Below are 12,663 nucleotides of genomic sequence, written 5' to 3'. Positions count from 1 at the left end.
GCAGTTTATTGAGCCCGATTGATCTGAGCCATTTTTCGCACGCGCTTGAGGGCTTCCTGAAGGGCCGCCTCCGCTTTGTCCAGATGCTCGGACTCGGCTCCGGCCTTTGCGGCTTCCAGTTCGGTCTTGGCAGTGGCAACATATTCGAGCGCCGCATTGACGTTGGTGCCTTTGTTCTTCTTCACTTCATTGAGGCGAGCCTCCGTGTTGGAGAGGACGCTGAGAATGTTTGGAATGGAAGTCTTGCGCTTTTTGCCCGCGCCCTCCTCCTTTTTATTGAGCAAGCCTATGGCGTGCTCCAGATGATTGCGGGCCTCCTGGACGGGAGTGTCGGCCAAAAGCGGTGCGGAGAAACAAAGAAGCACCGTCAGAGGGATGAAGAGCTGTGTTTTCATAGGCAGCGAGAACCAAGGGGCATTTTAGTGTGATCCCAGCGGCCTCTACAAGCTATTTGAACGCATCCACGCCAGCGCAAAAAGGTGCGATTTGCCCTGCGTTTGTACGTTCAGAACCGGCATGCGTCCGATATTCACCCTCTGTCTTTTTTGTTATGCAGCCTCACTGAAAGCTGATGAGGCTGTCATTCTCGCGCCTGGTGCACCGTGGAAGCGGCACACGATCGACAAGTCATCGCGTGGTGCGGACGGGGTGAAACTGGGGGACTGGAACAAGGACGGGCTGCAAGACATCGTCACCGGCTGGGAGGAGGGTGGTGTGGTGAAAATCTACGTCAATCCTGGGGCCGCCAAAGCGCGGGAGCCATGGGAGCAGATCACCGTGGGAGAGGTGAAGAATGTGGAGGAGGCGTTCTTTGCGGATCTGGATGGAGATGGAGAACTTGAGGTGGTGAGCGGTACGGAGGGCAAGACTTGCACGCTCTACTGGCACAGGCAGGTGAATGGGAAATGGACCACGCAGGCCTTTCCAGAGGCGACGGGAAACCAGATGTGGATGCAGGCGGCGGCGGTGGATCTCGACGGGCAGTTTGGGCCTGATCTGCTGGTGGCCTCGAAAAACAAGGGGGCGGCCGTGAGCTGGATGCAGGCGCCACAGAAGGCGGATGATCTGCAGGCGTGGACATTGCACAAGCTGCGTGACTCAGGCTGGGTGATGTCAGTCACGCCGCAGGACATGGACGGCGATGGAGATGCGGATGCGGTGATCAGTGACCGCAAAGGGGAGCGCACGGGAGTCTTCTGGCTGGAAAATCCCGGCGCGTCTGCAAACCGGGAACATGCGGCGTGGAGGGAGCATGCTGTCGGCGGCTTGGGCAAGCAGGTGATGTTTGCCGACCTTGGGGATGTGAATGGAGATGGTCTGCTGGATGTGGCGGTGGCGGCGAAGCCGGTGGAGATCGTGCTCTGCCTGCGCAAAGCTGACGGTGGCTGGCAGGAGCGTGTGGTGAAACTGGATGGCACCAACCTCGGTGACGCCAAGGCGGTGAAAATCGCGGATGTGAATGGCGACAAGCTGCCGGACCTGCTGTTCACCTGTGAAAACGCCAAAGGCCAGCTTGAGGGCATTGTGTGGCTGGAGCAGCAGCGTGAGGGGGCATGGAAGCAGCACACACTGGGCGGGCCCGAGGGCCTTAAGTACGACCTCATGCAGACGCTGGATCTGGATGGCGATGGAGATCTGGACGTGATCACCTGCGAGGAGCGCGATCAGCTGGGTGTGTTCTGGTATGAGAACCCGCGGCTGTAAAAGTCAGGTTGTTCTCTAATGAAAGTGCCGACTCGCGCGTTTCATGGGTGTGAATCGCAACCATCTCATCGCTGCATTGCTGTTTATCTTCGTGCCATGCCTGGTGCTCAAATGGAACTGGAGCCCAAGTCCTGCATTTGCGAGCATTCTTGCCAAGGTGCGGCATGAGTGCGATCCGGACAATCCGGATGCGGACTACTACCTCAGGCAGGGAAGCATGCCGACGGAGCGGAACCGGGAGGCCATCATCGAGGAGTGTCGCAGGAAGGGAGGTGAGCTGCTGCCGGAGGTGCAAAGGCAGATCGCACAGGAGAAGGACTATGAGGTGCGGGGCATGCTGACTGTCATTGCCGCGGCTTTGGGAGACAATGAAGCAGTCGAGAAGGCGGCGCGGGAAATGGCGTGGTCAGATTATCCGGCGGTACGGATCAGTGCTGCGAAAACTCTGAGGCGCCTGAAGGACCGACGCACGATCGAGTGGTTTGTGACCGCGATGCAGGACGATCACTTTGTGGTGAACGGCGCGTGCGGCACCCTGCGGGAGCAGTTTTACCCTGTGCGGAGCATTGCCCAGGTGGCATTGAGAGACATGATGGGCAGTCGTTATCCAGGAGATGACCAGGTGCAAAAAATGAGCCGAGCGCAGAACGGTGGTTCGATGATTGAAACCGCCGAGGAGCGTGAGATCTACCTCAAGGAGGTGCAGCGCAAATATGAAGAGGAAGCCGGCGTGCGCTCGAATGGCATGGAGAAAAAGCAGCGCTAAGAGGCGCGAGAGAACGGGCTTCCAGTTCGTAGTAAGCGCCCATGTTTTCACACCGCCTTCTGCTGATGCTGTGCATCGCCCACGCTTCCTTCGCGTTTGCGCAGGAGACAGTCCTGGAGAGCAGGCGTCTGCACCTTGGGAGGCAGGGGGACTACGAATGGGATGAGTACCAGAACCGTCCGGTGGATGCAGAGCGGCTGGAGCTGCGATTTCAGGCCAAGGTGAACGTGGCGGAGCAAACGCTGCGCATCTGGCAGCGGGATGTGAAGCTGACAAGGCCGGTGCTGCTGAACGGACGCAAGCTGGGAATGCTCACCACGGCGGAAACCGCGCAAGAGTGTGTTCTGGCAGTGCCGGCGGGGACTTTAAGGGACGGGGAGAATGTTCTGCTGATCGAGGCACCCGCCAGCCTGGATGACATCGAGGCCGGGCCGGTGGTGTTGATCGCAAAACCTGTGGTGGAGGCGGTGAGTGGAGCGCGTATTGAGGTCACGGTGCTGGCTGCTCCTGATGGAATTCCCACGCCGTGCCGGATCACTCTGACAAAAAGGGACGGAACGCTGCAGCCGCTGCGTGCGGAGCCCGCTGGAGCCGTGGCGGCTCGAACTGGCGTGGTGTATGCGAAAGATGGTCACGCACTGATCTCCGTGCCACCAGGAGATTACGTGCTGCATGCGGGACGAGGATTTGAGTGGAGCGTTGAAAAAGAGGCGGTTTCATTGAAAGCGGGGGATTCAAGGGAAGTGCGGATGAGTCTGAAACGAGAGGTGGACACGCACGGGTGGATCGCGGCGGACAGCCATATCCATACCCTGACCTACAGCGGGCATGGAGACGCGAAGATCGAGGAGCGCATGCTCACCATCGCTGGCGAAGGGATCGAACTGGCGATCTCGACGGATCACAATCATCACACCGATTATGCGCCCGCCGCGGAGAGTGCGGGTGTGGCGGAGCACTTCACTCCGGTGACTGGCAATGAGGTGACCACGAAGCATGGGCACTTCAATGCGTTTCCGATTCAGGCGGAAGCCAAGGTGGTGGATGCCAGTGAAGAGGACTGGGCGAAGCTCATGCCGGCCATTCGCGCCACACCAGGTGTGAAAGTGATCACGCTGAATCATCCACGGGATCTGCACAGCGGATTTGTGCCATTCGGCGCAGTGCAGTTCAATGCCAAAACGGGAAAGCACCGCCATGCGGAGGCGCTGGACATCGATGCCATTGAGGTGGTGACATCAGCGGCGATGCAGTCTGACATTCATCTGCTTTACCGCGACTGGTTCGCTCTGCTCAACCGCGGGCACCGCATTGCAGCGGTGGCATCGAGCGACAGTCATGACGTGAACCGTTTCATCCTGGGCCAGGGAAGAACTTATGTGGCTGCCAATGACGCCAATCCTGCCAAGCTGGATCTGAATGAAGTCTGGCGCAGCTATCAGCGAGGAAAGCTGCTCGTGAGCCTGGGGCTGATGTGCACGATGAAAGTGGATGAGCGGTTCAGCATCGGCGACCTCGCCACAGGCCTGGGCGAAAGCATCAAGGTCGAGATCGTGGTCAGTGGTCCTTCATGGGTGAAAGCGGACCGCGTGGAGCTTTTTTCCAATGGGGTTCTCATCCGCAAAGAGGCGTTAAAAGACGATCATCGAGCGGGAGAAAAGGCAAAGATCACCTGGGAAATGCCTCGGCCGGCACACGATGTGCATTTGGTGGCCATCGCCACAGGTCCTGGAGTATCGGAAGCTTTCTGGGAGATTCCACGACCGTATCAGGCTGCGAGCAAGACATTCAAGCCACGGGTCATCGGCTCGACCAATCCTATCTGGATCGATGCCGACGGAGACGGCCATTTTCAGTCTGCCTACGCCATCGCTCAGTCGCTCTACCAGCGCTTCGGCGCAGACCCGGAGAAGCTGAAGGAGGCGCTCAAGCAATACGACGAGAGTGTCGCCATCCAAGTTGAATCCCTGCAACCCCATTGAAATCCATTGTCATGAAACATCTGCTGCTTGCCCTTTGCCTTGCCCCTTTCGCTGCCTTTGCAGCGCCGACAGCCAGCCTCCGAGCCGGAGCGGCCGCGGTGGACATCACGCCCACGGAGTTTCCCATGAACATGCCGGGTGGCTTCAGCGCCAATCCCGCGGGCAAGGCGCATGATGCGTTTCATGCACGTGCGCTGGTGCTGGATGATGGCAAGACGACGGTGGCGATGGTGGTGGTGGATGTGCTGGGTGCGGGACCGGACGTGCTGAATGAGGCTAAGGCCATCGCGGCAGAAAAGACGGGCATGAAGCCGGACAAGATGCTCATCAGCTCCACTCATACGCACAGCGGGCCTTCGGTGAATACGCGCAGCGAGATCGGTGCGCGATACTACAAACGGTTTGTCGAGGGAATCGCCGAGTCGATCATCAAGGCGCATGAAGCACTGCAGCCTGCTTTGATCGGTGTGGCGTCCCATCCCCTGCCGGACGAGGTCTTTAACCGCCGCTGGTATCTGAAACCCGGCAAGATGCCGCTCAATCCGTTTGGGCGCATGGACACGGTGAAGATGAATCCAGGAACTGACCCGAACACGATTGATCATCCTGCCGGACCTACGGATCCTGACATTACCATTCTTTCCGTGCAGGACGCGAAACGGAAGCCTGTCGCGGTATATGCGAACTATTCGCTCCACTACGTGGGTGGCGCTCCGGAAGGGGAGATGTCGGCGGATTATTTTGGGGAGTTTGCGCGTGTGATGCCTTCGAGGGTGCGTGGGGGAGAGAACTTTGTGGCGATGATGTCGAACGGCACTTCAGGCGACATCAACAACATTCCCTTTGGTGTGACGCGGCCGCCCCGCGAGCCGTTTGAACAGATCCGGATCGTGGCGCAGAAAGCGGCGGATACGGCGTGGTTTGCCCACCGGAAGATCGAGAAGCATCGTGGCGATGTGACGCTGGGCATGCTGCAGCGTGAGGTGACACTGAAATATCGGAGGCCCACGGAGCAGGATGTGGCGGAAGCGAAGGCGGTGCTGGCGGTGAAGGACAAGGACGCCATCGAAAAGCTGCCGCGCCTGGCGAAGAACTATGCAGGCAGCGTGGTGGCCGCGGCAGAGCGGAAAGAGGATACAATCACGGTGCCTCTGCAGGCCATTCGGATCGGCGACTTTGTGGTGTGCGGCATTCCGTTTGAGACTTTTGTCGAAATTGGGCTGGACCTGAAGAAGCGCAGCCTGTTTGCCCAGACAATGGTTGTGGGCCTGGCAAACGGCCGCCACGGCTATCTGCCCACTCTGGAGCAGCACAAGCTGGGCGGCTACGAGACATGGCTGGGAACAAACCAGGTGCAGGAGGACACGAGCGTCATTCTCACCAACCATCTGCTGGAGATGATGGCGGAGCTGAAGAAGGCGGAGTGAGTGCGGCTAGGCCGATGGAATGGAGATCTCGATCTCCATTCCGGCAGGTTCACGCAATCTTGCCGTGACGGTGCCACGACAGGCTTCAACACAGCGCTTGGTGATTGCCAGTCCGAGGCCGCTGCCGCCGGTGGTGCGCCGGCGTGCGGACTCCGGGCGGTAGAACGGCTCAAACAGTCGTGGAAGGGATTCCGGAGGCACGCCCGGCCCCTGATCGGCAATGCGGATGCGGGTGTTTCCATCCTGCTGCTCCGCGTGGATGTGAATGGGACCGTATTCGCCCGCATAGCGAACGGCATTGCGCAGCACGTTGCCGATGGCGCGGTCCAGCGCGCCATGCAGTGAATGCAACTGCATCTCCGCAGGGACGTGGAGCTGGACATTTGCATCAGACGCTTCGCGGGCGATGACGGCGAGGATCAGTTCATGCAAACGGATGTCCTCCGCGGTTTCACGGTCTGGCAATGTCTCGGCCTTGGAGAAGGCGAGCACTTCTTCGACCAGACGCGCCATGTGCTGGAGTTCCGCATCGAGTTTTGAAAGGTAGCCAGCCTGCTCTGGCGTGCTGCGCTGCTCCACCACGCCAAGGGCCATCTGCATGCGGGCGATCGGCGAGCAGAGTTCGTGTGCGACATCCGCCGTGATGCGGCGCTGCTCCGCGACATATTCGCCAAGCTGGGCGGCCATGGCGTTGACGGAGGATGAGAGCTCCCCCAGTTCATCATTGCGGCCGCGTGTGACACGCTCTCCAAAATTCCCCTGGGCGATGCGGCCAGCGGCATGATTGAGGCGTCCGATGAATCCGGTGATGCCGCGGACGAAGGGCATCCAGACCAGGGCGGAGAGCAGCAGTGCTGCTCCAGCGAGGCCATACCAAGGCCAGGCATCAAAGAAGAGGCCGCCACCGGTGATTGTGTTGGAAACCATGAGCAGAGTCAGCGGGCGGTTGTCACTCTCCTGGGTGAGATCGAGATGAATGCCCGCCCAATAGTGAGCGGGATCTCCCGCCCGAAGGAGGAAGCGCGGTTTTGGAGGCGCATCTGAGGGACGTCTTCTGCCTGTGCCGGGGAGAGGACGCCGCGGTGGCGGGTGGTCCCCAGGGCCGCGTTTGTCGATTAGTTTTGGCACGACTCCCGGGGGAACCTGAACGGCTGTGCCCATGACCTGCGCGCCACTGCTGCTGAAAAGAGCGAAGGTGACGTCGTGCTGCACTTCATATCTTTTCAAGGCTTCCGGCCATTCCTTCTCTGGCAGGCTGGAAAGTTCAAAGGTGACGTTGTCGCCAATCGCAGCGATCCGTTCGCCCGCCTCGCCTGAGAGCATCCAGTCCAGGCTCATGCGGAACTGCATGCTGAGAAAGCCGAAGAGGAGCAGCGCCAGCGCCAGAAGATTGACACCGAACCAGAGCAGAATCTTCAGATAAAGAGGGAGGCGTGGACGGGACATGGGCGGTCAGCGGCTGGGGGTGACGAGCTGGTAGCCGAAGCCGCGCACCGTCTTGATGAACTGCGGATTTTTGGGGTCGTCCCCGAGCTTGCGCCGGAGCATGGAGATATGCATGTCAATGGCGCGGTCAAACACGTCCCACTCTCGGTCGGCCACGTCTTCGATGAGCTGCTCACGTGTGCGCACACGGCCGTGAGCCCTGGCGAGGGAAAGCAGCAGACCGAACTCCGCCGGAGTAAGATCGAGGGGAACGTCTCCCAGCACCACTGCGTGTGAATCCACATTGATGCGCAGGGGGCCGACGACGATTTCCTTCATGGGACTCTGTGGCGTGTTTTCCGCCACCCATCCGGAGCGGCGCAGCACGGCGCGCAGGCGGGCGAGAAGCTCGCGGGATGAAAAGGTTTTGGGCAGGTAGTCGTCAGCGCCGAGCTCGAGGCCGACGATGCGGTCCACCTCCTCGCCCCGGCCGGTGAGCATCATGACGGGGACCTTGGACTTGGTGCGAATGCGCCGGAGGACCTCGAAGCCATCGCAGCCCGGCATCATGACATCGAGGATGATCGCATTCCAAGGTTCGCTGGTGGCGCGCTCGGCGCCGCTGTTTCCTTCGTGCTCGCATTCGACCTCAAAACCCATCGGCTTCAGGTAGTCCGCCACGAGCTGTGAAAGCTCGGTGTCGTCGTCGATTACGAGGATGCGCGTGGTGGCTGGCATGAGGAAGTATGAACTTTCGCGAGCGAATTCGCGAGTTTCTTTACGGATTGCTGACAATTCGATGCGTGTTTGCTGATGATCGGCTGACACCGTCGTTGCAATCTAGGACCATGAAAACACCCACGTCTCTCTGTTTGTTCATCGGGCTGCTCACGAGCACGGCTGCTTTCGGGCATGTCTGGAAGTCCGGAGATGCAGCCGAAAAGGAAGGGCTGCGGCAGCACATTCTAGAAGATTGGATGCAGCAGCAAAAGAGCGCCACAGACCCAGTTCCAGCGCAAAACCGGACCGCGAATGTGCGCGTGGCCGCCAGTGGCTCCTCGCTCCAGCTTGCCGCTGCCGCTGTGGCCAATGCGGCGAACGCACCGGGAGCGGCCAAAGCATTCATGAGCTTTCCGAAGCTGGAACTGAAATGGGACCAGGACTTTCTCCATGTGGGTTCCAACGGCTGGCCGGAGCACAACATGATGGTGGGGATCACGGCGTGGCAGCAGCAGGTGCCGCTGCCGCAGGCTTACTTTGGCGACAATGCCTGGCGCATTCCGCTCAAGCCTGTGCCGGCAAAAACACCCGCCATTGTGGAAGGGCATTTTTTGCGTGGAGCTATTGCGCTGGCGGTAAACGGCATCCCGATTTTCAATCCGCAGAACAATCGCGGGGAGGTTTCGTATGAAATCGGTGAGCTGGACCAATGGGGCGGCCATTGCGGACGAGCGGACGACTACCATTACCACATTGCGCCGCTGCATCTGCAGACGGTGGTGGGGAAGGGAATGCCGATCGCATACGCGCTGGACGGATATCCGATCTATGGACTCACCGAACCGGATGGATCGCCCGTGGGCAAGCTGGACGAGTGCCATGGCCACGAGGATGCGAAAGTGGGCTACCACTACCATGCCTCCACCAAGCGTCCGTATCTGCAGAGCGCCTTTCATGGAGAAGTCGTGGAAGCCGAAGGGCAGGTAGATCCACAGCCACGTGCGCAGCCGGTGCGGCCAGACACGCCGCCGCTGCGCGGGGCGGAGATCACCGGCTTTGAGAGCACCGGGTCCAACAGCTATAAGCTGAGCTATCAGGTGGGCAGTGAGAAGCGCTGGATTTCCTACAGCATCAACAGCGACGGCACCTATCCCTTTGAGTTTAACAACGGGCGTGAGGGCACGGTGAAGGAGGTTTACACCAGCCGTGGCGGTGGAGGCAGAGGTGCTGGCGGCGGCGGAAAAGGCAAGGGCAAGGGAATGCCGCGTGAAGCAGGTGGCCCGGGCAAGGGCATGAAACCCGATGACAATCCGCCACCGGCGCCGGGAGATTCTCCACGCCTACAGCCTGCCCGTGCCACTGGCAGCCTGATGGATGTGAATGGCGACGGAGTGGTGACAGCGCAGGAGTTTGCCGACAATGTGAAGCGTGACTTTGCCGCGAGCCGAAGCGGCGGCACCCTGGCAGCCGCGATGACAAAAGCCCGCGGCGAATTTACCGAACTGGACCGAAACGGCGATGGCAAGCTGGATGCGAGCGAACTGCCGACAGCATCAGCAGCACCTGCTTTACAGCAGCCGGAGAGGCGTGGTGGCGCACCGCAGACGATCAAGGCAAACGGCTTTGTTTTGACCAGCCCCGAGGTGGAAGATGGTGGCAATCTGCCCATGGATTACACCGGAGACGGCAGTGGAGCCACACTGCCGCTGGAATGGCGCGGTGCTCCAGCCGGAACGAAGAGCTATGCGCTGATCATGGACCACCTGGCACCGGGCAATGAGATGAAAAGCTACTGGGTGATGTGGGACATCCCCGCCAGCACGACGAGCCTGCCCAAGAATGCCAAAGGTGTGGGCAAGCTCGGAGTGGGCTTCAAAGGCCAGCCTGGATATGAGCCGCCCCATTCGCAAGGGCCGGGGGCCAAGACCTATGTGCTGCATGTGTACTCGCTCTCCGCTGAGCCCAAAGTGGCGACATCCTCGGGCGTGACACGCGAGGCCCTGCTGGCGGCCATGGAGGGGAAGATTCTCGCTCAGGCAGATCTTAGCGTGGTGTACACGCGAGGCGGTGTGGCTCAAAACCCGGGGCCGGGTGCTCCGCCCAGCGGAGCGCAGCCTCCTGCCCAGCCGATGGCACCACCCAGTGGTGGCGGGACACAAGGCGGCCAGCGCAAGCCGTGGATGCAGATGCATGGCACCGAGTTGGACACCAACAGTGATGGCGTGGTGACGCTGGAAGAAACGCTGGCCGACATGAAGACCGCAGCTTCGAAATACGACGCCGACAAGAGCGGCGTCATCACGCCCGCAGAGATCGATGCCGCAGGAGATGTGCGGCAGGGCGCCGCCTTTGCGGGCTTTATCTACAGGCATGCCTTTGAGCTGGATGCCAATCAGGACAGCCAGCTCACCACTGCGGAACTGGAGAAAGCAGCGAAGTATATTTTTGACACAGCGGATGCTGACCGAGATGGCCGACTGAGCACTGCGGAGGTGCAGTCCTCCCCGAATGCACCGCTGAACAATCCGCAGCAGCGTGGCACCGACCAACCGCCACCCGCACCCACAGCAGCGACGCCACCAGCAGCTGAGATGAAGGCAGCCGGAAGTGCCGAGCCCAAAAAGGGCCCGGGTGCAGGAGGTGGCAAAAAGAAGAAAGGCGGCGGCCCGCCGGGGCTCATCAAGCCGAGCATCGCCGACACGATGAAACTGAACGTGTACGCGGACAATTGGTTCATGCTCTACGTGAACGGGCGCCTTGTGGCGGTGGATCCCATTCAGTTCACACCGCACAATGTGGTCAGCGTAGATTTTCTGCCGGAGTATCCGATGACGATAGCGGTGCTGGCCAAGGACAACGCGGATCCCAAAACCGGACTCGAATACGGCAGCAGCGTCGGAGACGGTGGCTTCATTCTGAAATTTGCAGACGGCACGGTGACGAACGCCACATGGAAGGCCAAGAGCTTCTTTCACGGGCCGGTCAATGGTGACACTGCCAACCCGCAAGTCCGCCAGGAGCCGCTGCCTGCCAACTGGTGGGCCGTGGACTTCGACGACAGTTCATGGAAGCACGCGAAGGAATACACCGTCGAAGAGGTGGACCCCAAGCAGCCCTATTTTGAGAACGATTTCGAAGGGGCCAAATTCATATGGTCCGACGACCTCGCGCTGGATAACACAATCATCTTCCGCACCAAGGTGGAAAAGCCCGGCTGGCAGCCGCGCTGGAACACGAAGCCTGACCTGGATGTGACTGGAGCACCTCTGAAATGAAAACACTACTTACTCTAAGCCTTGCGCTGCTGGCTGGCAGCGCCTCGGCCAAAGCGCCCAACATCCTTTTCATCCTGGCGGATGACCAGTCGTGGAGCGGTACCTCGGTGCGGATGATGCCCGATGAGCCGGGCAGTGCGGGGCGGGAGTTTCACACTCCCAATTTGGAAAAGCTCGCCGCGCAGGGCATGGTGTTCTCGCAGGCTTATGCAGCGCACTGCAAATGTGAGTGCTCGCGTGCCTCCATCCAGATGGGGCGCACGACGAGCTCGCTGAATGCCACAGACAAAAGCTCACGCAACTGGAACGCACCCGTCTCCGACTCGCTGGTCAACACGCTGAAGAAGGCTGACGGCAGCTATCGTGCAGCCCACTTCGGCAAATGGCAGTGGTTTCATACTCCGGAGTCCATGGGGTATGATGCCAGCGACGGCATCACCATGAACGAAGATGGAGACTCGACAGATCCGGAAGATCCGAAGCAGTCTTTTGGCATCACGCGGCGAGCGCGCACATTCATGGAGAAGCAGGTGAAAGAGGGGCATCCCTTTTTCCTGCAGCTTTCCTATTATGCCGTGCACCAAACGCCGCAGGCGCTGGCCGCAACGCTGAAGAAATACGAAGGGATACCAAATCCAGCCAAAGGCGGGAAAGGCGACCGAGCTATGATGGCCGCGATGACGGAGGACCTCGACACGTGCGTGGGCGCGGTTTTGAAAAAGCTCGATGACCTGGGCATCGCGGAAAACACCCTCGTCATTTATACCTCGGACAACGGAGGGCGCACTGGTCTGCTCAACGGCGGAAAAGGAGATTTGGGAGAAGGGGGAATCCGCGAGCCGATGATCATTCGCTGCCCAGGGGCGAAGGGTGGTATGAACTGCGCTACGCCGATCATCAGCTACGATCTGATGGCGACCGTGCTGGATTTTGCTGCGCCCGGTTTTCCTCTGCCGAAGGGGGTGGAGGGCGGAAGCTGGAAGCCGCTGCTGCTGAGCGGGGGAAAGGAGCCGGTAAGGCGGCCGATCGACCGTTTTGTCTGGCACCAGGTGGTGGAGGTGGAGCACCCGATGTCCGCGATCCGAAAAGGCGACTACAAGCTGCTCTATTTCTGGGACAGCAAGGAAGGGCTCCTTTTTGACCTGGTGAATGATCTGGGCGAGACGCGAGATTTGGCAAAGCAAAACCCTCAGATGACCGAAAAACTGCAGGCTGAGCTCAAGGCACACCTGCGTGCAGGGTTGGGGGAGCAGGTCTTCGCGGCTCTGGAGCGTGGCGAGTTTCCCCAAGGCAGAGGGCCCAAACCGGGCAAGGGCATGGGCCCTGGAGGCAAAAAGAAAGATGGCATGAAAAAGGGAAAGTGA

At 60.0% G+C, this 12,663-nt stretch carries 9 protein-coding genes and 1 pseudogene; 7 read left to right on the top strand and 3 right to left on the bottom strand.

Annotation, left to right across the window (positions count from 1 at the left end; translation table 11 throughout):
- Positions 1–5: 5 nt before the first annotated feature.
- Entirely contained in the window at positions 6–395 is a 390-nt protein-coding gene (locus ACILSR_RS23780; RefSeq protein ID WP_395752300.1) for a hypothetical protein, read from the bottom strand.
- 121 nt (positions 396–516) lie between these two features.
- On the opposite strand from ACILSR_RS23780, the gene ACILSR_RS23775 reads away from it, so the two are divergent.
- Genes ACILSR_RS23775 through ACILSR_RS23760 form a run of 4 tightly spaced genes read left to right on the top strand, consistent with a single transcriptional unit; the run spans position 517 to position 5,879 of the window.
- Positions 517–1,704 (top strand): FG-GAP repeat domain-containing protein, encoded by a 1,188-nt coding sequence (locus tag ACILSR_RS23775; protein WP_395752299.1) that lies wholly within the window; start codon positions 517–519, stop codon positions 1,702–1,704.
- A 43-nt stretch (positions 1,705–1,747) separates the two neighbouring features.
- Positions 1,748–2,470 carry a HEAT repeat domain-containing protein gene (locus ACILSR_RS23770; RefSeq protein WP_395752298.1) on the top strand — a complete coding sequence of 241 codons (723 nt, stop codon included), beginning with the start codon at positions 1,748–1,750 and terminating at the stop codon, positions 2,468–2,470.
- A 41-nt stretch (positions 2,471–2,511) separates the two neighbouring features.
- Positions 2,512–4,452: a CehA/McbA family metallohydrolase gene (locus ACILSR_RS23765; RefSeq protein WP_395752297.1), complete on the top strand. Its 1,941-nt coding sequence runs from the start codon at positions 2,512–2,514 to the stop codon at positions 4,450–4,452.
- An 11-nt stretch (positions 4,453–4,463) separates the two neighbouring features.
- On the top strand, positions 4,464–5,879 hold the full coding sequence (locus tag ACILSR_RS23760; RefSeq protein ID WP_395752296.1) for a neutral/alkaline non-lysosomal ceramidase N-terminal domain-containing protein: 1,416 nt from the start codon (positions 4,464–4,466) through the stop codon (positions 5,877–5,879).
- A gap of 6 nt (positions 5,880–5,885) precedes the next feature.
- Here the strand turns inward: ACILSR_RS23760 and ACILSR_RS23755 are convergent, their stop codons facing one another.
- On the bottom strand, positions 5,886–7,325 hold the full coding sequence (locus tag ACILSR_RS23755) for a sensor histidine kinase (protein ID WP_395752295.1): 1,440 nt from the start codon (positions 7,323–7,325) through the stop codon (positions 5,886–5,888).
- A 6-nt stretch (positions 7,326–7,331) separates the two neighbouring features.
- Positions 7,332–8,042: a response regulator transcription factor gene (locus ACILSR_RS23750; RefSeq protein WP_395752294.1), complete on the bottom strand. Its 711-nt coding sequence runs from the start codon at positions 8,040–8,042 to the stop codon at positions 7,332–7,334.
- 8 nt (positions 8,043–8,050) lie between these two features.
- Here ACILSR_RS23750 and ACILSR_RS23745 point away from each other — a divergent pair.
- The 3 genes and pseudogenes from ACILSR_RS23745 to ACILSR_RS23735 all read left to right on the top strand — a co-directional run.
- Positions 8,051–10,069, top strand: a pseudogene (locus ACILSR_RS23745) (YHYH protein); the annotation flags it as partial.
- A gap of 546 nt (positions 10,070–10,615) precedes the next feature.
- Positions 10,616–11,299: a hypothetical protein gene (locus tag ACILSR_RS23740; protein WP_395752359.1), complete on the top strand. Its 684-nt coding sequence runs from the start codon at positions 10,616–10,618 to the stop codon at positions 11,297–11,299.
- A complete protein-coding gene (locus ACILSR_RS23735) occupies positions 11,296–12,663 on the top strand; it encodes a sulfatase-like hydrolase/transferase (RefSeq protein WP_395752293.1) in 1,368 nt (455 codons plus the stop codon). Before ACILSR_RS23740 ends, ACILSR_RS23735 begins: the two co-directional genes overlap by 4 nt.

The organism is Prosthecobacter sp., from assembly GCF_044222565.1.
Classification (GTDB): domain Bacteria; phylum Verrucomicrobiota; class Verrucomicrobiia; order Verrucomicrobiales; family Verrucomicrobiaceae; genus Prosthecobacter.
This window is presented reverse-complemented; position numbering and strand designations above follow the sequence as displayed.

Coding starts and splice junctions, on each gene's coding strand:
- ACILSR_RS23755 (WP_395752295.1), bottom strand. CDS start 7,325: ATGTCCCGTCCACGCCTCCCTCTTTATCTGAAGATTCTGCTCTGGTTC.
- ACILSR_RS23780 (WP_395752300.1), bottom strand. CDS start 395: ATGAAAACACAGCTCTTCATCCCTCTGACGGTGCTTCTTTGTTTCTCC.
- ACILSR_RS23770 (WP_395752298.1), top strand. CDS start 1,748: ATGGGTGTGAATCGCAACCATCTCATCGCTGCATTGCTGTTTATCTTC.
- ACILSR_RS23740 (WP_395752359.1), top strand. CDS start 10,616: ATGAAGGCAGCCGGAAGTGCCGAGCCCAAAAAGGGCCCGGGTGCAGGA.
- ACILSR_RS23750 (WP_395752294.1), bottom strand. CDS start 8,042: ATGCCAGCCACCACGCGCATCCTCGTAATCGACGACGACACCGAGCTT.
- ACILSR_RS23735 (WP_395752293.1), top strand. CDS start 11,296: ATGAAAACACTACTTACTCTAAGCCTTGCGCTGCTGGCTGGCAGCGCC.
- ACILSR_RS23775 (WP_395752299.1), top strand. CDS start 517: ATGCGTCCGATATTCACCCTCTGTCTTTTTTGTTATGCAGCCTCACTG.
- ACILSR_RS23760 (WP_395752296.1), top strand. CDS start 4,464: ATGAAACATCTGCTGCTTGCCCTTTGCCTTGCCCCTTTCGCTGCCTTT.
- ACILSR_RS23765 (WP_395752297.1), top strand. CDS start 2,512: ATGTTTTCACACCGCCTTCTGCTGATGCTGTGCATCGCCCACGCTTCC.